This is a genomic window from Variovorax sp. J22R115, from assembly GCF_030317005.1.
Classification (GTDB): domain Bacteria; phylum Pseudomonadota; class Gammaproteobacteria; order Burkholderiales; family Burkholderiaceae_C; genus Variovorax.
Genome location: NZ_JASZYM010000002.1, coordinates 480846 through 506665 on the forward strand (window position 1 = coordinate 480846; position 25820 = coordinate 506665).

At 66.3% G+C, this 25820-nt stretch carries 26 protein-coding genes; 10 read left to right on the top strand and 16 right to left on the bottom strand.

All coding sequences use genetic code 11. The features are described from left to right. Positions 1 to 33 precede the first annotated feature (33 nt). Complete coding sequence (locus tag QTI04_RS05240) at positions 34 to 1080, top strand: sensor histidine kinase (RefSeq protein ID WP_286605569.1); 1047 nt, start codon at positions 34 to 36, stop codon at positions 1078 to 1080. Next, positions 1077 to 1910 (top strand): LytTR family DNA-binding domain-containing protein, encoded by an 834-nt coding sequence (locus QTI04_RS05245; RefSeq protein ID WP_286614430.1) that lies wholly within the window; start codon positions 1077 to 1079, stop codon positions 1908 to 1910. Before QTI04_RS05240 ends, QTI04_RS05245 begins: the two co-directional genes overlap by 4 nt. Positions 1911 to 1990: 80 nt before the next feature. Here the strand turns inward: QTI04_RS05245 and QTI04_RS05250 are convergent, their stop codons facing one another. Then, complete coding sequence (locus tag QTI04_RS05250) at positions 1991 to 2332, bottom strand: hypothetical protein (RefSeq protein ID WP_286614431.1); 342 nt, start codon at positions 2330 to 2332, stop codon at positions 1991 to 1993. A 135-nt stretch (positions 2333 to 2467) separates the two neighbouring features. Here QTI04_RS05250 and QTI04_RS05255 point away from each other — a divergent pair, with 135 nt between their 5' ends. Further along, positions 2468 to 4270 carry a glutamine--tRNA ligase/YqeY domain fusion protein gene (locus QTI04_RS05255; RefSeq protein ID WP_286614432.1) on the top strand — a complete coding sequence of 601 codons (1803 nt, stop codon included), beginning with the start codon at positions 2468 to 2470 and terminating at the stop codon, positions 4268 to 4270. A 27-nt stretch (positions 4271 to 4297) separates the two neighbouring features. Here the strand turns inward: QTI04_RS05255 and QTI04_RS05260 are convergent, their stop codons facing one another. Continuing rightward, on the bottom strand, positions 4298 to 5233 hold the full coding sequence (locus QTI04_RS05260; RefSeq protein ID WP_286614433.1) for a succinylglutamate desuccinylase/aspartoacylase family protein: 936 nt from the start codon (positions 5231 to 5233) through the stop codon (positions 4298 to 4300). 152 nt (positions 5234 to 5385) lie between these two features. Between QTI04_RS05260 and QTI04_RS05265 the strand changes: the two genes are divergently transcribed. Together QTI04_RS05265 and QTI04_RS05270 are read left to right on the top strand one after the other, a co-directional pair. Continuing rightward, on the top strand, positions 5386 to 7035 hold the full coding sequence (locus QTI04_RS05265) for a class I SAM-dependent DNA methyltransferase (protein ID WP_286614434.1): 1650 nt from the start codon (positions 5386 to 5388) through the stop codon (positions 7033 to 7035). Beyond that, the gene (locus QTI04_RS05270; RefSeq protein ID WP_286614435.1) at positions 7032 to 8210 is read left to right on the top strand and encodes a restriction endonuclease subunit S; all 1179 of its coding nucleotides are present in this window, start codon (positions 7032 to 7034) and stop codon (positions 8208 to 8210) included. Before QTI04_RS05265 ends, QTI04_RS05270 begins: the two co-directional genes overlap by 4 nt. 6 nt (positions 8211 to 8216) lie before the next feature. Here the strand turns inward: QTI04_RS05270 and QTI04_RS05275 are convergent, their stop codons facing one another. The 5 genes from QTI04_RS05275 to QTI04_RS05295 form a co-directional block, all read right to left on the bottom strand. Next, positions 8217 to 8840: a TetR/AcrR family transcriptional regulator gene (locus QTI04_RS05275; protein ID WP_286614436.1), complete on the bottom strand. Its 624-nt coding sequence runs from the start codon at positions 8838 to 8840 to the stop codon at positions 8217 to 8219. Positions 8841 to 8857: 17 nt separating this feature from the next. Then, positions 8858 to 9280: an ester cyclase gene (locus QTI04_RS05280; protein ID WP_286605541.1), complete on the bottom strand. Its 423-nt coding sequence runs from the start codon at positions 9278 to 9280 to the stop codon at positions 8858 to 8860. A gap of 156 nt (positions 9281 to 9436) precedes the next feature. After that, a complete protein-coding gene (locus tag QTI04_RS05285; RefSeq protein ID WP_286614437.1) occupies positions 9437 to 10480 on the bottom strand; it encodes an aldo/keto reductase in 1044 nt (347 codons plus the stop codon). 398 nt (positions 10481 to 10878) lie between these two features. Continuing rightward, a complete protein-coding gene (gene ylqF / locus QTI04_RS05290) occupies positions 10879 to 11832 on the bottom strand; it encodes a ribosome biogenesis GTPase YlqF (RefSeq protein WP_286614438.1) in 954 nt (317 codons plus the stop codon). A 62-nt stretch (positions 11833 to 11894) separates the two neighbouring features. Further along, positions 11895 to 12782 carry a LytTR family DNA-binding domain-containing protein gene (locus QTI04_RS05295; protein ID WP_286614439.1) on the bottom strand — a complete coding sequence of 296 codons (888 nt, stop codon included), beginning with the start codon at positions 12780 to 12782 and terminating at the stop codon, positions 11895 to 11897. Between the two features lie 151 nt (positions 12783 to 12933). Between QTI04_RS05295 and QTI04_RS05300 the strand changes: the two genes are divergently transcribed. The 3 genes from QTI04_RS05300 to QTI04_RS05310 all read left to right on the top strand — a co-directional run bounded on the left by QTI04_RS05300 (position 12934) and on the right by QTI04_RS05310 (position 15336). Beyond that, positions 12934 to 14169, top strand: a complete 1236-nt coding sequence (locus tag QTI04_RS05300) for an acyltransferase (RefSeq protein WP_286614440.1) — start codon at positions 12934 to 12936, stop codon at positions 14167 to 14169. Between the two features lie 13 nt (positions 14170 to 14182). Continuing rightward, positions 14183 to 14542: an HPF/RaiA family ribosome-associated protein gene (locus QTI04_RS05305; RefSeq protein ID WP_286605549.1), complete on the top strand. Its 360-nt coding sequence runs from the start codon at positions 14183 to 14185 to the stop codon at positions 14540 to 14542. 131 nt (positions 14543 to 14673) lie between these two features. Then, a complete protein-coding gene (locus QTI04_RS05310; RefSeq protein ID WP_286605551.1) occupies positions 14674 to 15336 on the top strand; it encodes a carboxypeptidase regulatory-like domain-containing protein in 663 nt (220 codons plus the stop codon). 7 nt (positions 15337 to 15343) lie between these two features. On the opposite strand, the gene QTI04_RS05315 is transcribed toward QTI04_RS05310, so the two are convergent. From QTI04_RS05315 to QTI04_RS05325, 3 genes are read right to left on the bottom strand one after another with little or no spacing between them, the layout of a single operon-like run. Then, a complete protein-coding gene (locus QTI04_RS05315; protein WP_286605552.1) occupies positions 15344 to 15787 on the bottom strand; it encodes a desulfoferrodoxin family protein in 444 nt (147 codons plus the stop codon). Positions 15788 to 15807: 20 nt separating this feature from the next. Beyond that, the gene (locus QTI04_RS05320) at positions 15808 to 16182 is read right to left on the bottom strand and encodes a response regulator (RefSeq protein ID WP_286605554.1); all 375 of its coding nucleotides are present in this window, start codon (positions 16180 to 16182) and stop codon (positions 15808 to 15810) included. After that, a complete protein-coding gene (locus QTI04_RS05325; RefSeq protein ID WP_286614441.1) occupies positions 16179 to 17747 on the bottom strand; it encodes an ATP-binding protein in 1569 nt (522 codons plus the stop codon). The genes QTI04_RS05320 and QTI04_RS05325 overlap by 4 nt, the downstream gene beginning before the upstream one ends. A 142-nt stretch (positions 17748 to 17889) precedes the next feature. Here QTI04_RS05325 and QTI04_RS05330 point away from each other — a divergent pair, with 142 nt between their 5' ends. After that, the gene (locus QTI04_RS05330; RefSeq protein ID WP_286614442.1) at positions 17890 to 19026 is read left to right on the top strand and encodes an adenylate/guanylate cyclase domain-containing protein; all 1137 of its coding nucleotides are present in this window, start codon (positions 17890 to 17892) and stop codon (positions 19024 to 19026) included. Here the strand turns inward: QTI04_RS05330 and QTI04_RS05335 are convergent. From QTI04_RS05335 to QTI04_RS05355, 5 genes are all read right to left on the bottom strand, one after another. Continuing rightward, positions 19023 to 20180, bottom strand: a complete 1158-nt coding sequence (locus QTI04_RS05335) for an alpha/beta hydrolase (RefSeq protein WP_286614443.1) — start codon at positions 20178 to 20180, stop codon at positions 19023 to 19025. The genes QTI04_RS05330 and QTI04_RS05335 overlap by 4 nt on opposite strands. 45 nt (positions 20181 to 20225) lie before the next feature. After that, positions 20226 to 21143 (bottom strand): SDR family oxidoreductase, encoded by a 918-nt coding sequence (locus tag QTI04_RS05340; RefSeq protein WP_286614444.1) that lies wholly within the window; start codon positions 21141 to 21143, stop codon positions 20226 to 20228. A gap of 78 nt (positions 21144 to 21221) precedes the next feature. Then, entirely contained in the window at positions 21222 to 21599 is a 378-nt protein-coding gene (locus QTI04_RS05345; protein ID WP_286605560.1) for a response regulator transcription factor, read from the bottom strand. A 130-nt stretch (positions 21600 to 21729) separates the two neighbouring features. Continuing rightward, positions 21730 to 23295, bottom strand: coding sequence for a glutamate--cysteine ligase (gshA, locus tag QTI04_RS05350; protein ID WP_286614445.1), 1566 nt, complete (start codon positions 23293 to 23295; stop codon positions 21730 to 21732). 186 nt (positions 23296 to 23481) lie between these two features. After that, entirely contained in the window at positions 23482 to 24138 is a 657-nt protein-coding gene (locus QTI04_RS05355; protein WP_286614446.1) for an alpha/beta hydrolase, read from the bottom strand. A 112-nt stretch (positions 24139 to 24250) separates the two neighbouring features. Between QTI04_RS05355 and QTI04_RS05360 the strand changes: the two genes are divergently transcribed. Beyond that, complete coding sequence (locus QTI04_RS05360) at positions 24251 to 24577, top strand: hypothetical protein (protein WP_286614447.1); 327 nt, start codon at positions 24251 to 24253, stop codon at positions 24575 to 24577. Between the two features lie 30 nt (positions 24578 to 24607). Here the strand turns inward: QTI04_RS05360 and QTI04_RS05365 are convergent. Next, the coding region (locus QTI04_RS05365; RefSeq protein ID WP_286614448.1) for an autotransporter outer membrane beta-barrel domain-containing protein at positions 24608 to 25820 on the bottom strand (1213 nt) is incomplete at its 5' end.

The following is a 25820-nucleotide window of genomic DNA, read 5'->3' on the forward strand; positions in this document are numbered from 1 at the left end:
AGACATCTCGTGATCGCCACCCTCCGGCGCAACATGACGCGCGAGAACGGCGTGGACCTGCTGCGGCACGCCCTGACCACCGCGCTCTTCTCTTCGCTCATCGCCGTCGCGCTCGCCATCTCCGGACGTGGCGCCTGGGGTGCGCAGCTTGTCTATTCGCTCTCGATCGGGCTGATCAGTTGGTTTGTCATCGACATCGGGCGGCTGATGCTGAGCCCCGATCCCCGGAAGCTCTGGCCGAACGGCATCAAGGGCGTGCTGCTGGTGCTGGTCGGGATCACGGCCGGATTCCTCGGCGGCAATGCCATCGGAGACGCCTGGACCGGTGCGCCCCTGCTCGAGTTCTGGACCTTCGCGCCGCACAAGTTCGCCTCGACCCTGGTCATCACCGCCGTCGCCGGGATCGCGATCTGCTATTTCTATTACAGCCGCGGCAAGAGCAAGTACCTCGAAGGCGAGATCGCCCTCGCCCAGCGCGACGCCGCGGATGCGCGTCTCAAGCTGCTCGAAACCCAGCTCGAGCCGCACATGCTGTTCAACACGCTGGCCAATCTGCGGGCGCTGATCACGACGGATCCGCAGCGCGCCGTGGCCATGCTCGACCGCCTCAACAGCTACCTGCGCGTAACGCTCGGCGGATCGCGCGCGTTGGCCCATCCGCTCGCCGCCGAGTTCGACCGGCTTGGCGATTACCTCGAACTGATGTCGGTGCGCATGGGCGACCGGCTGCGCTACACGCTGGACCTGCCCGAGAACCTGCGCGACGTGCTGGTGCCGCCGCTGATGCTTCAGCCGCTGGTGGAAAACAGCATCCGCCACGGCCTGGAGCCGCAGGTGCAAGGCGGCGAGATCACGGTGCGCGCACGGCGCGACGGCGGCCAACTCATCATCGAAGTGAGCGACACCGGCGTGGGCATCGGAAATGCGCCTGCGCCCTCCGCGGCCGAAGCCGGCGGATTCGGCGTTGCCCAGGTGCGCGAGCGGCTCACCACGGTCTATGGCACGCAGAGCTCGATGACCATGAGCGCGCTCGCGACCGGCGGAACGCGCGCCACCATCACCTTCCCCTTGCCGACATGAACCCGACCGCCCTCATCGCCGAAGACGAACCGCTCCTGGCCCAGGCATTGCGCGCAGAACTCGCCGCCGCCTGGCCCGAGCTTCAGATCCTCGCCACGGTGGGCGACGGCCGCAGCGCCGTGCGCGAGGCGCTGGAACGGCTGCCACAGGTGCTCTTCCTCGACATCCGCATGCCGGGGCTCGACGGATTGGGCGTCGCCGCCGAACTCGCTGACGCGTGGCCTGCGGACGAGGCACCGATGCCGCAACTGGTCTTCGTGACCGCCTACGACGAATACGCCGCGCGCGCCTTCGACGCCCAAGCCATCGACTACGTGCTGAAACCCGTGCAGCCCGATCGCCTGCGCCGCACCGTGGACCGACTGCGGCAGGCGCTTGAAACTCGAAACCCGCCGTCATTGCCGGCCGACGACCTGCTCGCCGATACGCTCGCGCAATGGCGCAAGGTCCTCGCCGCCGCGGGCCAAGGCGGGCCATCGCCAGGCAACGGCGGACCGCTGCAGCTCATCGCCGCCAGCGAGGCCGGCTCATCGGGCAACAGCGTGCGGATGGTGCCCATCGACGAGGTGCAGTATTTCGAAGCAGCCGACAAGTACGTCCGTGTGCTGACCACCACGCACGAATACCTGATCCGCACGCCACTGAAGCAACTGCTGCCGCAACTCGATCCCCACGTCTTCTGGCAGGTGCACCGCGCCGTGGTCGTGCGCAGCAACGCCATCGAGTCCGTGCACCGCGACGACGCCGGCAAGCAACACCTGAACTTGCGCGGGCGGGCGGAGAAGATCCCGGTCAGCCGGCTTTACGCGCACCTCTTCCGCGCGATGTAAGAACAAAGTTGACGCCCAAGAAAAAACCGGCCGCTGGGGCCGGTTTCGTCATGTGACAGCAAGAGATTTATTGACTCGGCTTAGCGCCAGTCGCGGCGATGGCCGTGATTGCGGTAGTAGCCCGGCGCCGGACGGTAGTAGCCACGCGGAGGACCGTAGTACGCCCGTGGCGGGCCGTAGTAAACGGGAGCCGGACGGTAGTACACCGGCGGCGGCGGCGCGTAATACACCGGTGCCGGCGGATAGTAGACGGGCGCCGGCGCGTAATACGGCGCACCCACGCCGACCGCGACGCCAGGGACGTTGACGCCGACTGACCAGGCCACGTTGCCGGCGCTCGCCGAGGCCGTGGCAAGCAGTGCGCCCGCTGCGACCGCTCCGGCGGCAGCCCATTTGAAGAGAGTGGAACGAGTGACGCTCATGATTTGAACTCCTATAGGGGCGGGGTTGGCCGCCCATGTCTGTATTGAACGCGGCAAGTGTCAAGACGGTGTACGCCGCTCTGTGAAGAAGGTTGCCAAAAGTAACTCCATTGGGGCGCCACCTAGAATGAGTGGATGACTTCCCCCGCAGACAACGACACCGCCAAGCCCAGCAATTTCCTGCGCCATGTGATCGAAAACGACCTCGAACAGGGCAATTATTCCACCCGCAAGTGGGGCGGCTCGCCGGGCGACGCCGCCCATCACGCACAGGGCATGCAGGACCCGGCCCGGGTGCGCATGCGCTTTCCTCCCGAGCCCAACGGCTATCTGCACATCGGGCACGCCAAGAGCATCTGGCTCAACTTCGAGCTGGCCAAGGAATACGGCGGCGTCTGCCACCTGCGCTTCGACGACACCAACCCCGAGAAGGAAGAGCAGGAATACGTCGACGCCATCCGCGATGCCGTGAAGTGGCTCGGATACGACGCCGTGCTGGCCGACGACCCGGCCCACCCCGGTGCGCCCAACGAGCACGTGTACTTCGCGAGCAACTACTTCGACTTCATGTACCGCGCGGCCGAATACCTGGTCGGCGCCGGCCTGGCCTACGTCGACGAGCAGAGCGCCGAAGAGATCCGAGCCACCCGCGGCGACTTCAACACACCCGGGACCGACAGCCCCTTCCGCGCCCGCACGCCCGAAGAAAACCTGGACCGCTTCCGCGCCATGCGCGACGGCCAGCTCGAGGACGGTGCCGCCGTGCTGCGCGCCAGGATCGACATGGCGAGCCCCAACATCAACATGCGCGACCCCGCGCTGTACCGCATCCGCCGTGCGACGCACCACAACACGGGCGACAAGTGGTGCATCTACCCGATGTATACCTTCGCGCATCCCATCGAGGACGCGCTGGAGCAGATCACCCACAGCTTCTGCACGCTGGAATTCGAAGACCAGCGCCCCTTCTACGACTGGCTGCTCGACCGCCTCGCCGAAGGCGGCCTGGTCGCCTCGCCGCATCCGCGCCAGTATGAGTTCGCGCGCCTTAACGTCACCCATGTGATCACCAGCAAGCGCAAGCTGCGCCAGCTGGTCGAGGAAGGCCACGTCGACGGTTGGGACGACCCGCGCATGCCCACCCTCGCCGGCCTGCGCCGCCGCGGCTACACACCCGACGCGCTCAAGCTGTTCTGCGAACGCTCCGGCGTGACCAAGTCGGGCGGCTGGATCGACTACGCGAGCCTCGAAGCCGCCCTGCGCGACACGCTCGACCCGATCGCGCCGCGCGCCATGGCCGTGCTCGACCCCGTGAAGCTCGTCATCACCAACTGGGGCGAACTCATGGGCGGCGACGACGTGCTGGACGATTGCACGGCCCCCATCCACCCGCACCACCCCGAGATGGGCCGCCGCAATTTCAAGCTGGGCCGCGAGGTGTGGATCGAACGCACCGACTACGAGGAAGTGCAGCCCAAGGGCTTCTTCCGCCTCTTCCCGGGCAACAAGGTGCGGCTGAAATACGGCCACGTCATCGAGTGCACCGGCGGCACCAAGGACGCGGACGGCAAACTCATCGAAGTGCAAGCCAGGCTGGTGCCCGACACCAAGAGCGGCACGCCGGGCGCCGACGCGATCAAGGTCAAGGGCAACATCAGCTGGGTCGCCGCGGCCGACGCGCTGCAGGCCGAGGTGCGGCTGTACGAGCGCCTGTTCGCAGCGCCGCAGCCCGGCAACGGCGAGTTGCTCGACGAACTGAATCGCGAGAGCCTGCTAACCACCATGGCTTACGTCGAGCCTTCACTGGCGCAGGCCCAGGAAGGCGCGCCCATCCAGTTCGAGCGGCACGGCTACTTCGTGCTGGATTCGCGCGCGGACAGCGCCGGCCGGCGCGTGTTCAACCGGGCGGCCGGGATGCGGGACAGCTGGGGGAAATAATTCCCTGGCAAGTTCCCGAGGGCGCCCCTACAGCGGTTTCGTCAGGTAAACCGCCTCGCGCCCCACGATCGCCCGCTGCGCCGGCATGAAGATCGTGCATTCGTCGCACGGTGCACGAATCTCGTCCGGCCCATTGGTCGCGATCAGGTCGCCCTTCGCGAAGGTCTCGAAACCGACCAGCGGACGCACGAAGCGGAATTCCTCGGACTGGATCACATGCGTCTGCAGAAGCTCGAAGCGGCGTTGCGCCTCGGGCGCGGGCGTCGCCGGGTCCTTGTCGACGAGGCCGAAGTGCGCCAGGAATCGCATCGTGACCTCGGTGGCCAGATCGGCGGCGGCCTGCTTGAAGTGCTGGCCGCACTCGACCACCATTGCAGCACCGGGAGCATCGGGACCTGCATGCAGGCCGTGCTGGATCAACGGCGTGCCGGAGCCGAGCCCGCTGGGCATTACCAGATGGACCGGTGGCAAGCCGATCGCCAGCGCCACCTTGGCATTGCGATCGAAGGCGGGGTAGACCCAGAACGGCACCACGTCCTGGCTCGTGGAGTGGATATCGAGGATGTGGTCCGCCGCGGCCACCACCGGTCGCAGTTGGCGCGCCCTGCGCAATTCGGGGCTGTCGTCCGGCCCGTCCAGCCATTCGTCGGACCAGACGCGGTTGAGGTTGTGCACGATCTGGCGGTTCTCGTGCGGCCGCTCCGGGTCGAAGGCGTTGTAGGCCTCCACATGCGCGAAGCTCACGGTCAGCGTCCCGATCTTCGGCCGCACACCGGTGTCCAGCAGATGGGTCGCGGCAACCATGCCGCAGATCTCGTTGCCGTGGGTCAGCGCGTTGATCAGCACGTGCGGCCCGGGTTGGCCGGATTCGAAGCGGTGAACGTAGTCGATGCCGGTGTTGCCGTCGCGGTAGGCGGAGATGTCGCGCGGGAGGATTTCCAAGTCGGGCAGCTTCTGGGTCATGGGTGCATTTTTTAAGGGGAAGGACGGCGCAGCCGGGTCTCCGGAGTTTGCCCCACCTCGCGACCTGGCGTCGGCCGCCGAATTGCCTCGTAGACTCGTGGGCTCACCATGCGCACCGCCCCCTTCCCGTTCCCATGCCCCTGACCGCTGAAATGCGACGGTCGATCGACCAGATTCGCGACTACCTGTTTGGCGGCGGCTACCCGGACCCTGTCAGCAACGCAGAACAGCTGTCGTTCCTGTTCTTCTTCTATCTGCTCGAGAGCATCGACGACGAGAACAAGGTCCGCGCCGAAGTCCTGAAGCAGCCCTACACAAGCTTGTTCAACGGCGATTGGACCCTCAGGAACCCGACGAACGCCACCATCCCCTCGGCCCACGAAGGCAACCTCGCCGCGACGGTACTGCAAACCGGCACGCCGACCATTCCGCGCAGCCGCTTCCGCTGGTCGGCGTGGGCCAGCGAACTGACGGGCGATGCGCTCGTGCGCTTCGTACGCGACGAGGTGTTTCCGTTCTTCGCCGAGATCGGCGCCGCTGGCGCGCACGATTTCATGCGCGGCGCCCGCCTCGGCATCAACGAGCCGACGGTGCTCTCGCAGGTCGTTCGCCTGGTCGACGGCCTCGGGCTGGCCGATGCCGACTCCGACACCAAGGGCGACCTGTTCGAGCACGTGCTGCGGCAGATCAGGCAGGCCGGCGAGTTGGGTCAGTTCCGCACGCCGCGCCACATCATCCGCAGCGTCGTGGAGATGGTGGACCCGACCCTTGGCGAAACCATCTACGACCCGGCCGCCGGCACCGCGGGTTTCCTGGTCGCGGCCTACAACCACATCCGTCTAGCCCATTCGTCGCCCGACGCCATCTCCGAAGCGGAAGTCGACGGCAAGAGCCAGCGGCGCGGCCTGGGCGACCGGCTCACGCCGGAGGATCTCGTCATCCTCCAGCGCAAGACTTTCTTCGGCAACGATGTCGACCCGAAGATGGTGCGGCTGGCGACAATGAACCTCACGCTGCGCGGGCTCGCCAACGTCCGCATCCTGCAGCGCAATGTGCTGACCGCCGTGCTCGGAGACGAGCAGAAGGCCGGGCACGGCCTGCCGCGGGACGGCTTCGACGTGGTGCTGGCCAACCCGCCCTTCTCGGGCCGCGTCGACAAGGATCGCATCGCGGAAGAGGTGCGGGTCGGCGCCACCAGCAGCACCGAGCTGCTCTTTCTCAAGTACATGCTCGACAGCCTGCGCTCCGACGGCCGCGCCGCAGTCATCGTGCCTGAAGGCGTGCTGTTCGGCTCCACTGCGGCCCACAAGACACTGCGACGCCAGCTCGTGGAGAACAACCAGGTCGACGCGGTGATGAGCCTGCCGGGCGGCGTGTTCCATCCGTATTCGGGCGTGAAGACCTCGGCGCTCTTCTTTCGCAAGGGCGGGCAAACCGAGCATGTGCTGTTCCTCCACGTCGAGCAAGACGGCTACGCGCTCGACGCCAACCACGACACGCCCATCGACAAGGATGACCTGCCCCGCCTCGCAAAGGTCTACGCGCAGCGCGACGAATCACTTGCGCAATGGCAGGCGCGCGAACCCGAGGCCGAGTGGAACGGCAAATGGTGGTTCGCCGACGCGCCCGCGCTGCGCGCCAACGACTACAACCTGTCGGCCAGCCGCTACCGGCCCCTGAGCGAAGCGCAAGCCGAGCATCGAAATCCGCGCGAATTGCTCGACGAGTTGATCGCGCTTCAACTGGAGTGCACCGAGGAGATGGAAACGCTTCGAATGCTGCTTGCGGAGTTGGATGGATGACTGCGCCATGGGTGGCGCTCAGGGAGGTGGTCGAGGCGAAAACGGGCACGATGAACCCGTCCGCCTGGCCGAATGACCCATTCACCTACGTCGACGTCGCCGCCGTCGACAACAAGAGAAAGACCGTCACCGGCGCCCGCGTCCTGAAGGGCGCTGAGGCGCCGAGCCGCGCGCGCAAAGTGATGCGCACCGGCGACGTGCTCGTCTCCACCGTGCGGCCGAACCTCAATGCGGTCGCGCTGGTGCCCGAATCGCTCGACGGCGAAGTCGCCAGCACCGCGTTCTGCGTGCTGCGCGCGACGCCACGCGTGCTGCCCGAGTACCTGTACTTCTTCGTTCGATCCAGCCGCTTTGTCCGCAGCGTGTGCAAACTGGCGACCGGCGCGCTGTACCCGGCCGTGTCCGATGCGCGCATCCTCGACCAGAAGCTGCCCCTGCCCGACCTGAAGGCGCAGCGGCGCATCGTCGACGTGCTGCTGTGCGCGCAGAGCGTGATCCGATTGCGGCGCGACATCCGCGTGAAGACGAACCAGATGGTGCCGGCATTGTTCTTCGACCTGTTCGGCGACTCGATGACCAATCCGAAGGGCTGGCCCGTCGTGCCGCTCGGCAGCCTGCTGAAGCTCAATCCGCAGAACGGCTTGTACAAGCACAAGTCGGCCTACGGCACGGGCACGCCCATCGTGCGTATCGACAGCTTTCGCGATGGCGAGCTGAGCGATCCGGCACTCATCAAGCGGCTGCAACTCGACGACGAGGAGATCCAGCGGTACGGGCTGGCCGAGGGGGACATCATTGTCAACCGCGTCAACAGCCCCGAGCACCTGGGCAAGAGCGTGCTGATTCCGTCGCTGGCGGAGCCGACGGTGTTCGAGTCGAACATGATGCGGCTCGTGATGGATCGCGAACGCGCCCTGCCGCGCTACATCTTCGCGGCGCTGCAGACAAACCGGACGCGACGGCACTTCCAGATCAACGCCAAGCGGGCCATCAACCAGGCGAGCCTCAACCAGCAGGATCTGAAGTCGCTGTCGGTGATGCTGCCGCCGATGGACAAGCAGATCGGCTTTTCGCGCTATGCGGAAGCCGCGGCGACCGCCCAGACGACGGAGACGGCGATGCTCAAGGGGGCCGAGGCGACCTTGGAGTCGCTGCTGGTGCGGACCTTCGGCTGAGCCGAATCAACTTTTCTTCGCCGCCTCCACCAACGCGCGGATCGCCCAGCGCCTCACCTTCAAGGCTTCCGCATCATCGAGCTGCAGCACGTCCTTGAACACCACCATCGCCTCGGTGCCGATGACCAGCGCCAGCGCATGGCTCAAGTTCTTGAACGCGGCCGGCCTGAACTGATTCCGCGCGGGCTCCAGCGCGGCCTCGATGAGCGGCGTGCGTCGATTCTGGCGAGCGGGCCAATCGCCGTCGTGCTCGCCCCGCACGACTCTTTCGATCGAATGCGCCAGCATCATCCGCAACGGAATCTCGTTGGCCGCGATCATGTCGTGCAGCGCGCCATCGACGCGCTCCAGGCGCGTCACAGGGTCCTGCGTCTGCACGCCTTGCAGCACATCCGCCGGCTCGGGGACCGCCATGTCGAGCGAAGCCTCCCGATGCAGCGCATCGACGTTCGGGAAATAGCGGTAGGCCGTTGCGCGCGACACGGCCGCTTCCTCGGCGATTTCCTCCAGTGTCGGCTTGCGGCCCTGCTTCAGCAGGCGGGAGGCGGCCTGCAGGAGGTCCTTGCGGGTTCGGCGGCGCTGGTTGGGGCGGCCGACGACGTTGTCGGCGGAAATCTGCTCGGCCCGCATGCGCATCGTGCTCGGCCTCAGTCCTGGGGCAATTGCTGAATGACGGCCGCGAGATCGAGCCACACGTTTTCCCGCTGGATGGCGCCGCTCTCGGCGAACTCCACCACGTGCAGCAGGCGGAATTCGAGCGGGCGGCCCCGCCCTTCCAGACCAAAGGGCCTGCCCGGCGCCGTGCCCCGCCACATCGATTCATCGACGAGGAAACCGTCGCCGTAGAGCCGGCGCAGGCATTCGACCTTGCCGTCCGACAGGTCGCTGAACAGGCTTTCGTAAAAGGGACGCGCGCCCGCGTGGCCGCGCGTCGGCCCGGAGGGAGAGCCGACGATGTCGTGTTCCACGTCGGGCGCGAGGGTCGCCAGGACGCCTTCGACGTCGTCGTTGGCTTCGAAGTTGAAGTGCTCTTCGATCTTCCGGTCCATCTGCGTGTGGGTGAGTGCCATGGTCGGGTCCTCCGGCGGGGTCGGGGTTGGGTATCCGCGAACTTTAATGAGACGAAAATATCATTGCAAGAATTCAATCTCAATTCAATACAAAGTTCTCATTGCAAGAAGCTATGCACCGGCGACTTCGGCCCCGACCATGCCCATCATCCTTGCTCAACGCGCCGAATCGGCGAGCTGCTTTCGGCGGTATTCGCCCTGCCGAGTGAACATCCAGCCGGGGTATTCGGCCGGCAGTCGACTCACCGCGTCGAGTTGCTCCAACTCGGCCGCGCTCAACTCGACCTGCGTGGCGGCCATGTTGTCGGCGAGCTGTTCGGGCCGCTTCGCGCCGACGATGACGCTGGTGACCTGCGGCTGGTGCAGCAGCCACGCGAGCGCGATCTGCGCCACCGAGACGCCATGCGCCTCCGCGATGGGGCGCATCGCGTCGATGCAGTCGTAGGCGCGGTCCTTGTGGACCGGCGGGAAGTCGAAGCTCGTGCGACGGCTGCCCTGCTCGCCCTGCTGGTCGCGCCCATACTTGCCGCTGAGCAAGCCGCCTGCGAGGGGGCTCCACACCATCAGCCCGACGCCTTCGCTGCGAAGCATCGGGACCAGCTCGCGCTCGAGGTCACGCCCGGCGACGGTGTAGTAGGCCTGCAGCGACTCGAAGCGCGACAGCCCCCAGCGCTCGGCGATGCCGAGGGCCTTGACGATCTGCCAGGCCGCCCAGTTGGAGACGCCGACGTTGCGCACATGGCCCTGTCGCACGAGCTGGTCGAGCGCCCGCACCGTTTCCTCGATCGGCGTGGCCGGGTCGAAGCCGTGGATCTGATACAGGTCGACATGGTCGAGCTGCAGCCGTTTCAGGCTGGCCTTGACGCCGTCCATGATGTGGCTGCGCGAGGCGCCCCGCGCGTTCGGGCCGGTGCCGGTCTCGCTGAACACCTTGGTCGCGACGATCATGCTCTCGCGCGGAACTTTGAGGTTCTTCAGCGCCTGTCCGGTGATCTGCTCCGACAGGCCACCCGAGTACACGTCAGCGGTGTCGATGAAGTTGATGCCCGCATCGAGCGCGGCGCCGACGAGGCGTTCGGCATCGGCTTGCTGAACGTCGCCGATCTGCGACCAGATGCCTTCGCCGCCGCCGAAGGTCATGGTGCCCAGGCAAAGTTCGGACACGAAGAGGCCGGTACGGCCGAGCGGATGGTGACGCATGACGGAAGACTCCTTGAGCGAGACTTGAGAACCGGGCGGGGACGGGACCCTTCGACACGGGCGAGCGTGCGAGCATAGGCCTGCGCGGCAGTTCCTGCAGGCGACCAAACCGCGAACCCGATGGCCGCAACGCGCTGACCTCGCTGCCCGAGTTCAAGGCTTTCGCGGCCGGCATCCGCGACCGCTGCGAGGAGCCGCCGGTCACCGTCGAACTGACGGAGATCGGCTCGTATGGCTTCTTCGGCGGCTGAGCCCGGTCCGCCGGCGACCGGGGGCGCGATCGACAACTCGTGAAGCGCCTGCTGGCCGCGGGCGCGCGCACCGACGCGATCGAGATCGCGCGCGCGGCCGGGCAGGCTGACGCGGCGCAGTCGGCAGGGCTTCGCCGAGCCGGCCGGCTACGGTGCTTCGGCTGGCGGATCGTCCTCGCGCCGGCCCGTGCCCTTCTTGCGTTTGCGCGCTTCCTTCTTGGCCTGGCGCTCTGCATCCACGCGCTGGCCGGCTGTGAGCCACTCCGCAAACTCCGCCGGCGTCTCCAGCGTGATGCGGCCCATGTTGCCGCTGCGGAATTGGTGCATCACGATCTCGGCCGCCTTCTGCAGATTGACCCGGCCCTTGCCCAGCAACGCGCCGCGCTTGCGGCCGATGGCTTCCAGCACCTGCTCGTCGCTCAGGCCCTCGATCGGGTCGATCTTGAAGCGCGCCTCGACCAGTCCAGCGTAGTGCCGCTTCAGGTAGTCCAGCAGTTCGAGCGCGACCTCTTCTTCGTCGAAGGCATTGCGGCCGATGGCGCCGCTCGCGGCCAGGTTGTAGCCGCTCTTGGCGACGATGATGCGCGGCCACAGCATGCCGGGCGTGTCCCACAGGTAGAAGTCGTCGGCCAGTGTGATGCGCTGTTCCAGCTTGGTGATGCCGGCCTCGTCGCCGGTCTTGGCCTTGCGGCTGCCGGTGAGCGTGTTGATCAGCGTGGATTTGCCCACGTTCGGAATGCCGCAGATCAGGACGCGCATCGGCTTGGCCATGCCGCCGCGCAGCGGTGAGAGTTCGTGGCAGGCGTCGATGAGTTGCCGCGCCGGCGTGGTCTGGCTCGCGTCGAGCCCGATGGCGCGCGTGGCCGGTTGCGCGTTGTAGTGCGCCAGCCAGAGCGCCGTGCGTTCGGGATCGGCCAGGTCCTGCTTGTTGAGCACCTTGAGGCCCGGCTTGTGGCCGGTGAGGTCGGCCAGCATCGGATTGGCGCTGGAGCCGGGCAGGCGGGCGTCGAGCAACTCGATCACGACGTCGATGTCCTTGATGCGCTCGGCGATGGCCTTCTGGGTCAGATGCATGTGACCGGGGAACCACTGGATGGCCATCGAGGTGTCTTTCTCTTTCTGCGGGGGACGACCGTGGATTGTCGCCGGGCCGGCGCACAGCCTCAGGCTTGCAATGCCGGCCGGTAGCGGCGGCTGCACGGGATGTGCGTGCCGTCGCGCATGTGCAGGCGCGCATCGCCGCCGTCGAGCGGCTCGATCTCGGCGATGCGGTCCAGGTTGGCGGCGTAGCTGCGGTGCACCCGGGCGTAGCGCGCGGGATCGAGTTGCGTCAGGAAGTCCGTGAGCGTGGCGCGCAGCAGGTAGTCGTGTCCGTTGACGCGCAGCCCGACGTAGTTGCCCTGCGCTTGCAGCCAGTCGATATCGCTGGCCGCGATCAGGAATTCGCGACGCAGCTTGCGAACGAGGAAACGATCGGGCCTGGGCGGGGCATCGGGAGAGCCGGGGGGGTCAGGGGGGGCCAGCTCCGCCGCGCTTTCGGGCGGATCGAGCACACGCGCCTCGCCCTGCAGCCGCAGCATGAAAAGCCGGTAGCTCATGATCGCCAGCAGGAACAGCGCATAGGTTCGCGCGTCCTTCAGGTACTCATAGGGCCATTGGGCCAGCCAGTCGCCGAAGTCGTACCGGCTGCCGGCCCAGGCATAGACGATCTGCCGCAGGCCGACCATCAGCGCCACATGGGCCAGGCTGAAGACCACGCTTCCCAGCACATGCCACGCCCAGTTGCGCCGCCAGGTCGACCGGTTCAGCGGAAAGCGGCGCTCGAAGACGATCAGGACCGGCACCAGCGCCAGCAGGGCCAGGTGGCTGGAAATCTCCCAGGTCACCGGCTGCCAGGTCGCCGTGCCGTGCCCGGCCTCGCGCGCATCGATCACGGCAACCACCGTGGCGAAGGCGGCCTGGACCGTCAGCACGAGCATCCACAAACCCGCCTCCACCCATCGCCGGAAGGGCCGATAGCGCTCGAACATGTTCATCCGCGGCTCGCTCATGCGCGGATTCTCACGAAATCCGCCGGGATGGCGGATTTTTCGTCCCCCGCCGTCGCCGTTCGTCACAAACCGGCCACGCATCGTCACTGGGCCGCCCTCTTACCCGGCCTGCCGCCTGACCATGCCATCCGGCGTTCACAAGGAGCACGGCATGACAACAAATCGACGACACGACATCGACGCGCTGCGGGCACTGGCGTTCCTGCTGCTCATCCTCTACCACGTGGGCATGTACTACGTGGCCGACTGGCCCTGGCACATCAAGAGCCCGCATGCGGCCGCATGGCTGCGATGGCCGATGGTGGTCGTCAATGTCTGGCGTATGGACCTGGTGTTCCTGGTCTCGGGGGTGGCCTTCGGCTTCCTCAGCCGGGGGTTGGCGCCGTTGGCCTTGATCCGGCAGCGGGCGCTGCGGCTGCTGCTGCCGCTGGTCTTCGGCATGGCGGTGGTCGTGCCTTACCAGGCCTACGCCCAAGGCGTCGCCAACGGACTGGTCGCGCCGGGCTTCGCGGCCTTCATGGCGCGCTATCTGGTCGGGGGACCGTGGCCCAAGGGGGCGTTCGACGGGTCCGACTTTCCCATGACGTGGAATCACCTCTGGTACCTGCCCTATCTCTTCACCTACAGCGCCGCCCTGGCGCTGCTGACGCCGCTGATGCGATCCGCGCCCATCCTGCGTGTTCGTGCCGCCTTCACGGGGCTTCGGCGTTGGCGGCTGCTGGTGCTCCCCGCCCTGCCGCTGATGCTGTACACGCTGGTGCTGGCGCCGCGCTTCCCGGCCACGCACGACCTGATTCACGACTGGTACTTGCACGCCCTGTACTTCACCGTGTTCCTCTATGGCTACTGGATGGGCATCGACGAGGGCATCTGGCGCGAACTGGAGCGGCTGCGAGGCTGGTCGCTCGCATTGGCCATGGCCTGCATTGCAGCCTTCATTGCGCTGAGAGTCACCGATGGCGACGCCCAGATCGTCGTCTGGGCCTCGCGGGTGCTGCGCGCGGCCTACCTGTGGACGGCCATCGTGGCCATCCTCGGCTTTGCCCACCGCCACCTGAACCGCCCCTGGCGCTGGCTGGATTGGGCGAACGAGTCGGTCTACCCCTGGTACATGCTGCACCAGACGCTGATCATTGCCGGCGCCGTTGCCCTGGCGTCACTTCGGCTCGGACCGGTGCTGGAACCCGCCCCGCTGGTCGCGATCACCCTGATTGCATGCTGGGTACTGACGGACGGCCTCATTCGCCGATTCCGCTGGCTGCGGCCGCTGTTCGGGCTCAAGCCGATCGGCGATGTGGGCATTCGAACCTCGGAGCCGTTGCCCAAATGCTTACGCATGCCGGCACGTAATGGGCGCAAAGTAGGGCCTTGGCCATCAGGCAAGTGAAAGGGGATACAGCATGCAGATTCAGGTCAACACGAGCAACGGCATCGAGAACAAGGACACGCTGGAGCGGTGGGCCGACGGCGAATTGAGGCAATCCCTGAGCCGCTTCGTGGCCGAAGTAACCCGGGTGGAAGTCCATCTCAGCGACGAGAACCACGACCCCAGCGGTGCGGCCGACAAGCGTTGCGTGATGGAAGCGCGACTCGCCCATCATCAGCCGCTGGCCGTCACGCAGCACGCGCCCAACATGGACGAGGCTTTCCGCGGGGCCTCCGACAAGCTCAAGCGTGCGCTCGACAGCACGCTGGGACGCCTCTACGGCCACCGCAACCGCGAGTCGATTCGCAAGGACGGCGACGCAATCGTCGAATAGCGCTTTTCCTCCACTGATCGGTGTATTGACGGCTTCGGCGCGCGTGGACTACTCTTTTTGCACAACGCCGATGCTGTCGCACATGAAGGGAGTTTCCATTGAATGGAGCCCGGTTTCCGCGAGTCCTTACCTTGCTGATCCTGTCTTGCGGCCTGCTGGGTCCTAGCCTGGCCGGCAGTGTGCGGGGCAAAGTCGTCTTCGCAGGCACTGCACCTGCCCAGACCAAAGTGCCTGTCACGATCGACCAGTACCTGTGCGGGACTGAAAAACTCTCCGATGACCTGCAGGTCTCCGCCGCCCGCGAGATCCGCAACGCGGTCGTGTGGATCGAGAACCCGCCGCGCGGTGCGGTATCGCCACCACGGACCGAGAAGGTCGAGATGGACCAGAAGGGCTGCTCGTTCATGCCCCGGGTCGTCGTCGTTCCTGCGGGCGGGACCGTGGACTTCCTCAACAGCGATCGCCTGCTGCACAACATCCACGCGACACCCAAGCGCAACGTGTCGTTCAACCGCACGCAGCCGATGGGCCGGACGATCCCGGTCACCTTCGCGGAGCCGGAGATCGTGCGCATCAACTGCGACCTGCACTCGTGGATGACGGCGTGGGTGGTCGTGACGGCGCACCCGTTCTACGCGGTCACCGGTGCGGATGGGCGCTTTGCTTTCGACAACCTGCCGCCGGGCCAATACCAGCTGCAAATCTGGCAGGAACGACTTGGCACGATGCAGGCCACGGTTGCGGTCAACGACCAGCAGCCCGCGCAGGTCACTGTCGAGATGAAAGGCCGTTGATCGCTCGTCAGGGAACGACGGTGATCTTCCTGGACGATTCCCACGCGGAGGAGTGCGTGGGCTCGGCCACCGCCCTCAAGGCCCCGCCTTCATCGAGCGCAACGGTGAAGGTCACCGTGGGTGATGAATACACCGGGTGCAGGTACGCGCGCGCGATTTCCACCGAGTCCTTGTAGAGGGCGATGTAGCGCACGAAATGCTCCTGGAGCGAGGGATGCAACGACTCGGCGCCCACGCTCACCGTGACGTTGAACCACGCCCCGCGCTTCACGCTGTCCGGCGCGACGATCTTGGGCGTGTGCTTGGGGTCGAAGCCCTTGTGGACTTCGCGGAACTCGGGCGTGAACTGCTGGGCCTGGTCCTCGGCCTGTACCGGGAAGGCGCCGAAGCCCGCCATCAGGGCCAGTACCACGACGACCTGGCGGGCTGCGTGTCGAACGGACATCGTCATGCGACCTCCTCGCTGTGCAGTCAGAGACCGGGAAGAAACTGCTTGACCATGGTCAGCAGCTCGCTCGGGCTGTAGGGCTTGGCGAGGTAGCTCGAGGCGCCAGCCTGCATCGCCTTCTCGCGATCACCGCTCAGCGCGTACGAGGTGATGACGATGATCGGGATGTGCTGCGTCGGCTCTTCGGTGGTCAGCAGCTTCGTGGCATCCAGGCCGGACATCTTGGGCAGTTGCACATCCATCAGGATGAGGTCGGGCAGGTGCTGCTGCGCGAGCGCGACACCGGTCTCGCCATCGGCCGCTTCGAGCAGCTTGCAGGCCGAACGGCTGAGCAGTTGCCGCACGATCTTGCGGTTGTACTCGTTGTCCTCGACATAAAGAATCGTGTGCTCGCTCATTCGCTCCCCTCGCCCGCGCGCAACGGCACGGAAAACATGAAAGTGGAGCCCTGCCCCAGTTTGCTCTCGACCCAGATGCGGCCGCCGAGCCGCTCCACGAACTTCTTCGAGATGCTGAGCCCCAGACCCGTTCCGCCGAACTCTCGCGTGATGGTCGTGTCGACCTGGCGGAACTCCGTGAAGATGTTGTCGAGCTCCTGCTGCGCAATGCCGATGCCAGTGTCGGCGACGCGGTAGATGAGTTCGCTGCCGCACAGCTCGACCGCAATGTCGACCCGGCCCTGCCGTGTGAACTTCAAGGCATTGCCGGCAAGATTGGTCAGGCACTGCGTCAGGCGGCCGCTGTCGCCGTACGCCACTGGCAGGTCGTCCGGCACATGCGCCGTGAACTCCAGGCCTTTCTCGGCCGCGATGGAGCGCAGCGAGGTCCGGACCGTGTTGACGACGTCGCCGACGGAATACTCGCCGAGCGCCAGCTCCATGCGCCCCGCCTCGATCTTCGAGAGGTCTAGCACGTCGTTGATGAGCCGCAGCAGATTGCGGCCGTTCACCTGGATATCCGTGAGCGGCTCCTTGAGCTCTTCGGGCACCGTGCCGTAGATCCCGTCGATCATCATTTCGCTGAACCCCAGGATCGCGTTCATCGGCGTGCGCAGCTCGTGGCTCATGTTGGCTAGGAACTCCGACTTGGCTTTGCTCGCGCGCGACAACTGCTCATTCAGGTCCACGAGCTTCGCGGCCGCTTGCCGCTGTGATTCGTCGAAACGATGCAGTTGCAGGCTCATGTGGTTCATCCGGTCGGCGAGCGCCCCGAATTCGTCACGGTTGGGAACCGAGATTTTGCGCCCGAAGTTTCCCGCCGCGACATCGCCGAGGAAAACTTGCGCCTCCCGCACCGGCAGGATGAAGGACCAGGAAATCACGAAACCGCACAGCCATGCCAGAAGCACCGCGCTCACGGCGAAGACGGAGGTGAGGATCAGCGACCGCCGGTTGGCGGCGCCGACGCTCTCCCGCAGCCGCGCCATGCGATCCTGCTCGACATCGACGAGCTGGCCCATGCGCAGCGCGATCTGCTCGTCGAGCTTTTCTTCGCGCCTGAGCAGTTCGGTCGTGATGGTGTCGAGCTTGCCGTCGCGGATGGCGTTGGCGATGTCGGCCACCACGCCCATGGCGTCGTCCTGCGAGGCGCGAACCTGGTCGATCAGGCCCTTCTGCCCGGCCGCGGCGGCGGTCTCCAGCTTGGCCAGCGTTTCGTTGAAGCGGTTGTTCTCGCGCAGGATGCGCTCGATGGCCGCCTCGTCCTTCGACAACAGCGCCAGTGCGGTGAAGTGCATCTGCCGGTCCAGCGCATGCTGGCTCTGCTGGGCCCAACTGACCCGCTCGTGCGCCTCATCGAGCAGTCGGCTCTGCGCCGTGGTGTTCACGAGGATCAGCAGGCTGGCAACCGCCATCGCGATGAACAGCAGCGTGATGATGAGAAACGCGAACAGCAGCTTCGTGTGGACCGAGGCGCGAACACCCGCCACCCCGTGCACGAGTCCGGCGAAAGGTGAGCGCTTCAACACCTGCGTTACAAGCTGTTCGAGTTTGATGGCCAGGCTCCCCATGGGCCAGGGAGAGTGCTCCCGCACCACTCGCCATTGGCGTTGCAGCCTTGTGGAACCCCCACGAAGCCGCTACATTTTTTGTCCCGGGAGAACGACGATGAGAACCCCACCACGCATCCTCATCGTCGACGACAACGCGACCAACGTCAAGATTCTGCAGGCCCGGCTGGCCAGCGAGGGTTACGAGGTGGTCTCGGCAGCCGACGGCGAAGAGGGACTTTCCGCCGCCCGGCAACTCACTCCGGATCTGATCCTGCTCGACGTGATGATGCCCAAGGTCGGCGGCGTCGAGGTGTGCCGGCGCCTGCGCGCCGACCCCGGCTTCCCCTTCACGCCCATCATCATGGTGACGGCGATGGCCGACCTGAAGGACGTCATCGCGGGGCTCGAAGCGGGCGCGGACGAATACCTGACGAAGCCGGTGGATCACGCCGCGCTGGCCGCGCGCGTGCGTTCGATGCTTCGCATCAAGGGCCTGCACGACCGCGTCGAATCGCTGGTGGACGAGATGAAGCATTGGAATGCATCGCTCGAACGCCGCGTCGCGACACAGGTGTCCGAACTCGAACGGGTCGGCCGGTTGCGGCGCTTCTTCTCGCCGCAACTCGCCGAGCTGATCGTCAGCGGCGGTGCGGAAGACCCGCTGCAGAGCCATCGTCGCGAGATCACCGTGGTGTTCCTCGACCTGCGCGGCTTCACCGCCTTTGCCGAACGCTCCGAGCCCGAGGAAGTGATGGGCGTGCTGCGCCAGTACCACGCCGCGACCGGTGAACTGATCCTCGCGCACGAAGGAACGCTGGAGCACTTCACCGGGGACGGGATGATGATCTTCTTCAACGACCCGATCCCCATCCCCGACGCCGCCGAGCGCGCCGTGCGAATGTCGCTCGCGATCCGCGAACGCATCGGATCGATCGCCGAGAGCTGGGTGCGGCGCGGCTACTCGCTGGGACTCGGCATCGGCATCGCGCAAGGCTTCGCCACCATCGGCGCGATCGGCTTCGATGGGCGCTGGGACTACGGGGCGATCGGCACGGTCACCAACCTGGCGGCGCGACTGTGCGGCGAAGCGGCAAGCAGTCAGATCCTGATTTCACGCCCTGTCTATGCGCAACTGGAGGCCATGCTCGACGTGGAGCCTCCGCAGGCGCTCACACTGAAGGGGTTTCAGCGCCCCATCGACTGCTTCAGCGTGCGAGGCATAAGCGGTACTGCGCTGAAAGCCGCCGGCTAGCGCTGCACGAACTGAGTCAGGATCCGGCTCACTTCCTCCGGCTGTTCCTGCTGCACCCAATGCCCGGCGCCGCCGACGATGTGCACGCCGGTCATCTGCGTGCAGGCACTGGCCTGCATCGCCTCGAAGTCGCCGGGCTTCTGGTAGATGCCCCAGTCGCTCCTGCCGGCGATGAAGCACGAGGGCACGTCGATCGTTCGACCCGACCAGGTCTGCAGCTCCGCCGTGTACTGTCCGCCGGTCCCGCAGCGATACCACTGCAGGCCGCCCTGGAAGCCGGTGCGAGCGTACTCGGCGGCGTACACCGCCAGCTCGTCCTCGGGCAGCCAGCGGCAGGCTGCGATCTGCTCCGGGGTCGGCATATCGGCGGCCACGGTTTCGGCCATGGACTTGTCGGCTTCCATCACGTAGTAGGCGGGAAGCTGCCCGAGTTCATCGGCCGTGAGCGACTGCAGGCGAAACGGCTTGTTGGCCGGCCAGTCCGCGCTCTTGCAGTGGTAGTAGGCGCGCAGGAAGGCGTGAAGGCCCTGTGGCGCGTGGCGCATGTGACCATCGGCTTCACGCGTCGAGTAATACCACTGGTAGTGCTTGCGCGGCGGCGACAGCTCGCCCAGTTCCTTCAGCAGCGTGGCGATGACGCCGAGGCCCGAGGCGGCGGGCGCGGAATCGGCCGCGTCGAAAGGAATGGGAGGCACGCCGCCGAACGGTGCGCTCATCAGCACGACCGAGCGGAACACGTCGGGCCGCACCAGCGCGCACCATGCGGCCACCGGCGAGCCGAAGTCATGGCCAACGACCGCGGCCACGGTGCGATGGCCCAGTGCAGCGACCAGTCCGAGTGCATCGCGCACGAGGTTCAGCATTCGGAACTCGTCGAGATCGGCGTCGAATCCCTCGCGCCAACCGGTGGTACGCCCGTAGCCGCGCTGATCGGGCGCGACCACGTGGTAACCGGCCGCCGCGAGCGGCAGCATCACCTTGCGCCAGCTATAGGCCAGTTCCGGGAATCCGTGCAGCAACAGCAGGCATGGCCTGTCGGGTGTCTCGAAGCCGGCTTCCAGCATGTGCATCGACAGGCCGTTGCTGTTGTCGACGAATCGCGACCGGATGCCCGGAGGCAGAGGCAGGGGATCGAGTGCGGGACCCGTGGTCATGACGTCCTCCTGGAAAGCCGGCCGAAGTGGCAGTGTGGCAGCGTGTCAGTGCTGGCGGGCGTTCGCCATGGCCTTGCCCACTTCGTTGGAGCCCTGTGCCGCCCCACTCTGAGGCACGATCTCGCCACTGCGGTCGGTCACTTCGGTGAGCCGCTGCGCGAGTTGCTCCGGTGCATCGGCGTCGAGGCCGATCCACGCGCCCTGGGTCAGCGTGATGTGCGCCGCCTCGAAGGTGCCGGCGCCAGCGCAGAGGATGGCGCGGTTGGGTGCGTCCTGCGCGGCCAGCACCAGCATCGCCGGCACGACGGCCTCTGGCTTGAGGGCGTTGAGCACTTCCTCGGACATCAGGTCCTCGGTCATGCGGGTGGCGGCCGTGGGCGCCAGGCAGTTCACGCGGATGTCGTTCTTCGCGCCCTCTATGCTCAGCGTCTGCATGAGACCCACCAGCGCGAGCTTGGCGGCGCCGTAGTTGCTCTGCCCGAAGTTGCCGTAAAGGCCGGACGACGAAGTCGTCATCACGATGCGGCCGTATTTCTGTTCGTTCATGATCGGCCAGACGGCCTTGGTGCAATGCACCGCGCCCATCAGATGGACATCCATCACGAGGCGGAAATCGGCAACATCCATCTTCGCAAAGCTCTTGTCGCGCAGGATGCCGGCGTTGTTGACGAGGATGTCGACGCGGCCCCAGGCGTCGACTGCCTGTCGCACCATCGCCTGCACGGCCTCGAAGTCGGTGACCGAGGCGCCATTGGCAATCGCCTCGCCGCCCGCGGCCTTGATCTCGTCGACCACCGCCTGCGCTGCGCTGACGGAACCGCCGGAACCGTCACGCGCGCCCCCGAGATCGTTGACCAGAACCTTGGCGCCGCGCGCCGCGAGCGCCAGGGCATGCTGACGGCCCAGGCCGTTGCCCGCGCCGGTGACGATGGCCACGCGGCCCTTGAAATCGAGATTGCTCATGCCGGAATGCTTTCGTTGGAGTCGTTGACGCGACGCGTTTTACCCCAAACGGACGGCCTCCCCCGTCGCAGCCGTGACCTAGTTCGTTCTACTGAGCTTTTCGCAGTAGTCCAGAAGGAGGTCAATTTCGGCGGACTTGTCGAAAAAGGCATCGGCGCCCATCGCCTTGGAGCGCGCACGCATATCCGGCGTCGCGTAGTTGCTGAGCACCACGACCTTCTGATGGGCCGATCTCTTCCGGCAAGCATCCACCACGCCGAGGCCATTGCCCTGGTCCAGGAACAGGTCGACGATCGCCACGTCCCAACTATCCCGGTGGTTCCGCAACCACGACACGGCTTCGGCTTCGCCACTGGCGTGGGCGATCACCGTCGCATCCGCGATGTCTTCGAGAAAGCCGACGAGGTTGTCCCGGATCACCGGGTTGTCTTCGACCAGGTAGGTCTTGAAAGTCATTTTGAGGACAGGGCAAATCAGAGTTGACAGATGTTTCGTCTCTGATGCCCATCATCCCTGTCCCTCATGACACCACGGTGGGTCATAGCGGCCAATGCAGGTAGGCATGCACCTACCGAGTGCACACCGGTCAGAGCGCGGCGCGGGCTTGCGGCGTCTCGGCCCAGTGGTTCTTGAAGCCGAGGCGCGCCGGAGACACGTACTGTTCGCGGTAGATCTCGAAAGGCATGGTGTCGCTGGCCTCGATGCGCTCCTGGGCCTCGATCGAGGCTTGCGTCATGTGTTCGAACTGCGCTTGCTTCTCGGCCGGGAACGGCAGCGCGACCAGGGTTTCGCGTGTCCGCTCGGACTGGGCACGAACGAAGCCGACGAAGGAGTTGCCGTGCGCTTTCATGGCCTCCAGCACGCGTGCCGACGGCAGGACGGCCGGGTCGGCGAGCGCGGCGCGGGCGGCCTGCACGGCCTCGGCGTGCTTCGTTCCGCCGTGGGCCGCATCCAGCGCCCCCGCGATGGCAACGAATTCCTCGAGCAGTTCCGCCCCCCAATCGGTGAGCGCCACTTGACGGCCGTCGCGCAGCAATTGCAGGCCGGGTTCGCGTCCGCGCGCAGCCGTGACGTTCTGGTTGTGCGCCAGGTTGGCGATCTCCTCGCGCGTGTCGGGCGGGCTGTCCGTCAGCAGGCAGTGCAGCAGGAAGACATCGAGGAAACGCATGGTCTGTGCGTTGATGCCGACAGGCTCGAAGGGATCAAGGTCCATCAGCCGCACTTCGACGTATTCGACCCCGCGCTCGCGCAGCGCGTGCAGCGGTCGCTCGCCGGGGTAGATCACGCGCTTGGGGCGGATGGTGCCGTAGAACTCGTTCTCGATCTGCAGCAGGCTGGTGGCGAGCTGGTTGTAGTCGCCGCCGAGACTGCGGATGCCGATCGCCTCGTAGGCGGGCCACGGCCGCGTGAGTGCATCCTGGAGCGACGCGCCATAGCCGTCGAGGCTGTTGTAGCTCACGGCCAGCGATGCCTGCGCCTCGCTCTGGTAGCCCAGTCGACCCATGCGCAGCGAGGTGCCGTTGGGCATGTGCATGCTGCCCTCGCCCAGCGGCTGCAACTCGTGCGGCCGGCCGTCGACGAAGGTCGAACACAGCGCGGGCGATGCGCCGAAGAGGTAGAGCAACAGGAAGGCGTGCCTGCGAAAGTTGCGGATCAGCCCGAAATATTGCTCGCTCGACACCTCCGGCAGCGACCAGTTGTAGTGAATGCCCGAAATGGTCTGCATGCGCCGCCCGTAGCGGTGGCTCAGGCCCATGCGGTAGACGCTCTTGGCGCGACCAACGTTGGATGAGCCGTAGCGCCCGATGGGGATGGTCTCATCGGTCGGCAGGCCGCACGGCATGCTCGATACCCAGAGCCGCTCGTCGCCGGCTTCGTCCAGCACGCGGTAGGTGAACTGGTGCACGCGCACCAGTTCTTCGAGCGCGGTCTCCACGTCGGCATGGGCGCCGGTGATGAGTTCGAGCTGCGACTCGCTGAAATCGGTGGTGATGTGCGGGTGCGTGAGCGCCGAACCCAGGGCCACGGGATGCGGCGTCAACGCCAGCTTGCCATCCGGTTGGGCACGGAGGCTCTCCTTCTCGATCCCGCGCCGGACTCCCCTCAGCCGTGCGGGCGAGAGCGCGTCGAGGCGCTCCTTCAGTTGGGTCATGTTGATATGGCCTGTCATTTTCGTGGGGCTGGACGGTAGCACGACAAGAAAGATGTTGCTCGCCCCCAGGCTTGCTCACTTCGTGTAGCCGCCACCCCCTGCCGGGGGCAACACCTGCGGCCCGGCGGAGCCGGTTCCGCGGTGTTTCACCAGCAGGCCTGGCTGCGCCGGCGATGGGGAACGGGCTCAGGCGAGGACGCGTAGCAGGAAAGCGTTGAGATCGGCGATTTCTTCCATGCAGACGGAGTGCTCCATGGAGTATTCATGCCATTCGACGTCGTAGCCGAGGGCCTTGAGAGCGTCGCGGCCGTAGGTGGCGCGGGCGATGGGGATAACGCCGTCGCGCTGGCCGTGGACCTGGAAGATGGGGGTGGACTGGTTGGCGGGGCTTCGCTCCGTCGCGACCGTCTCTGCCAGCGGGAGGTAGCCCGAGAGGCCGACGATGCCTGCCAGGCGTTCGGGGTGGCGCAGGCCGGTCATGAAGGACATGGCGCAGCCCTGGGAGAAGCCAGCGATAACGATGCGTCCGGCCGGGATGCCGCGTCCCTTTTCCTTCGCGAGCAGGGCCTCGATCGCGGCCTGTGAGCTGCGCAGGCCGGTTTCGTCCTCGGGTTGGCCGGGGCCCAGGATGTCATACCAGGCCGGCATGCGGTAGCCGCCGTTGATGGTGACGGGCATCACCGGCGCATTGGGAAACACGAATCGAACCGGGCCGACGGCCGAGAGGTCGAGTTCGTTGGCGATGGGGACGAAGTCATTGCCGTCGGCGCCCAGGCCGTGCATGAGGAGGACGGTCGCCGTGGGGTTCGGGCCGGTTTCGATTTCGATGGGAGGAAGTGACATGGCTCCGAAGTTACCGCAGAACGGATGGCAAATCCCGTCAGGACGGCAGGTTGGCTGACTCGGCCTGCGATCGAGGGGCTCTAGGATTGCCCTCCACTCCAAGGAGTCCACATTGAGCACCTCCCACGACACGGAGACCCCCGGCGCCCTGCTCGTCCGACCCAAGTTCGGCGGTGCGGCTTTGGTGTGCGGCGAATGCCAGAAGCGCAGCAACGGGCCTTCGAAGCTGAAGGCCAAGGAAGTCCGCAAGCTGTTGAAGAAGGAACTGCACAACCTGCCGGTTCGCCTGCGCATCGTGCAGTGCAGTTGCCTGGGCCTCTGCCCCAGGAAAGCGCTGGCTGTCTCCGCCGTGGCTGACGGGCAGGTGCTGGCGGCGGAGCTTCGTTCAGAAGACGAGGCGCGTGCGGCCGCCGCCGCATTCGCACGGGCTTTCTCCTAGCCGCGTCGCTTTACCGGGGCATCGCTCCTGCTACCAGCTCATGCGCACGCCGAGCGAGCCTTGCACCGACGACTTCAGCTGCACGTCGCCACCGGCATCGAAGAGCCGCCCGATTTCGCCGTACATCGTGACGACGGGGGTCAGCGCCAGCGTCATGCCGGCCGCGACTTCGGTCGCGGTGTAGCCCGTCGCACTCGCGATGTGCGTGCTCGCCGCCGGCCCCACGAAAGTGGCGATGTCCGAACCGGAACTCGCGTGGTAGACATTGAACCGGCCATAGGGCTGCAGGCGCCCCGCACGGGTGGCGATGTCGCCCTTGATGCGCAGGCCCAATCGGCCGATCCACCCGCCGTCAGCGTCCTGCTGCACGCGCGCGCCGCTGATCAGCACGTCGTCGAAGCTGCTGCGCTGGTAGGCGAGCTGCGCCTGCGGCTCGATGGTCCAGCCCTCGGCCAGCGCGAAAGGCTTGCCGGTCTCGATCGAGGCGGTGGCGCTGCTCGACTTGCCGGAGGCGCTCGGGTTGATGTCCGGGCGCACGGTGTAGCGGTGGCTGCCGCCTTGGAGAACGGCGTCGGCGTACAGCCCGCTCGCATCCATCCACGTCGCATAGCCGGCGAGGTAACGCGATTGCAGGTCGTTGTAGCCAACCCTGCCGATCGCGCCGCGCGCATTGCCGCTGACGTCCGCGCTCCCGTCCAGGTAGCCCACGTAAACGCCGGCGCGCCAGTTGCCGCTGGCCAACAGGTCGGTGCCGGCCTGAAGACCGCTCACATGGCCCTTGCTCTGCGCCGAGGCAGTGCCGTCCTGGCGGATGTCGAGATCGTTGTACATGGCTCGGGCCCAGGCCTGCCGGCCGCCATTGACGTCGCCGCCGCCCGCCGCGGCACCGGCCGCCTGCGAGGCTTCATCACCGACACGTCGGTGCAGATTGCCGAGCATCGCGAGGTCGGCCTGCCGCAATTGAGCAGGCAGCGCTGCGAAGAGCGGCACTTCTGCGCGGTAGGTGGGCACCGTCACCGTGGGCGACGGCGCCTTGTTGCTGGGGTCCGGCGTCTCGTCCTTGATGGACGAATCCGGCGGCGGGACGGTGGTTTCGGAGCGGAGGTACCAGTTCTCGCCAGCGCCCTGGGCATCGGCCGCGTACAGGCGGTATTCGAAAGCCCCGGCATCGACGTGACCGTTCGCGAGCGCAAAGGCGTCGCGGGTGGTCTGCGCAGTGGTGGTGGCACCGTTGCGCGCGCTC

Coding starts and splice junctions, on each gene's coding strand:
- QTI04_RS05240 (WP_286605569.1), top strand. CDS start 34: ATGACGCGCGAGAACGGCGTGGACCTGCTGCGGCACGCCCTGACCACC.
- QTI04_RS05245 (WP_286614430.1), top strand. CDS start 1,077: ATGAACCCGACCGCCCTCATCGCCGAAGACGAACCGCTCCTGGCCCAG.
- QTI04_RS05250 (WP_286614431.1), bottom strand. CDS start 2,332: ATGAGCGTCACTCGTTCCACTCTCTTCAAATGGGCTGCCGCCGGAGCG.
- QTI04_RS05255 (WP_286614432.1), top strand. CDS start 2,468: ATGACTTCCCCCGCAGACAACGACACCGCCAAGCCCAGCAATTTCCTG.
- QTI04_RS05260 (WP_286614433.1), bottom strand. CDS start 5,233: ATGACCCAGAAGCTGCCCGACTTGGAAATCCTCCCGCGCGACATCTCC.
- QTI04_RS05265 (WP_286614434.1), top strand. CDS start 5,386: ATGCGACGGTCGATCGACCAGATTCGCGACTACCTGTTTGGCGGCGGC.
- QTI04_RS05270 (WP_286614435.1), top strand. CDS start 7,032: ATGACTGCGCCATGGGTGGCGCTCAGGGAGGTGGTCGAGGCGAAAACG.
- QTI04_RS05275 (WP_286614436.1), bottom strand. CDS start 8,840: ATGCGGGCCGAGCAGATTTCCGCCGACAACGTCGTCGGCCGCCCCAAC.
- QTI04_RS05280 (WP_286605541.1), bottom strand. CDS start 9,280: ATGGCACTCACCCACACGCAGATGGACCGGAAGATCGAAGAGCACTTC.
- QTI04_RS05285 (WP_286614437.1), bottom strand. CDS start 10,480: ATGCGTCACCATCCGCTCGGCCGTACCGGCCTCTTCGTGTCCGAACTT.
- ylqF (WP_286614438.1), bottom strand. CDS start 11,832: ATGGCCATCCAGTGGTTCCCCGGTCACATGCATCTGACCCAGAAGGCC.
- QTI04_RS05295 (WP_286614439.1), bottom strand. CDS start 12,782: ATGAGCGAGCCGCGGATGAACATGTTCGAGCGCTATCGGCCCTTCCGG.
- QTI04_RS05300 (WP_286614440.1), top strand. CDS start 12,934: ATGACAACAAATCGACGACACGACATCGACGCGCTGCGGGCACTGGCG.
- QTI04_RS05305 (WP_286605549.1), top strand. CDS start 14,183: ATGCAGATTCAGGTCAACACGAGCAACGGCATCGAGAACAAGGACACG.
- QTI04_RS05315 (WP_286605552.1), bottom strand. CDS start 15,787: ATGACGATGTCCGTTCGACACGCAGCCCGCCAGGTCGTCGTGGTACTG.
- QTI04_RS05320 (WP_286605554.1), bottom strand. CDS start 16,182: ATGAGCGAGCACACGATTCTTTATGTCGAGGACAACGAGTACAACCGC.
- QTI04_RS05330 (WP_286614442.1), top strand. CDS start 17,890: ATGAGAACCCCACCACGCATCCTCATCGTCGACGACAACGCGACCAAC.
- QTI04_RS05335 (WP_286614443.1), bottom strand. CDS start 20,180: ATGACCACGGGTCCCGCACTCGATCCCCTGCCTCTGCCTCCGGGCATC.
- QTI04_RS05340 (WP_286614444.1), bottom strand. CDS start 21,143: ATGAGCAATCTCGATTTCAAGGGCCGCGTGGCCATCGTCACCGGCGCG.
- QTI04_RS05345 (WP_286605560.1), bottom strand. CDS start 21,599: ATGACTTTCAAGACCTACCTGGTCGAAGACAACCCGGTGATCCGGGAC.
- gshA (WP_286614445.1), bottom strand. CDS start 23,295: ATGACCCAACTGAAGGAGCGCCTCGACGCGCTCTCGCCCGCACGGCTG.
- QTI04_RS05355 (WP_286614446.1), bottom strand. CDS start 24,138: ATGTCACTTCCTCCCATCGAAATCGAAACCGGCCCGAACCCCACGGCG.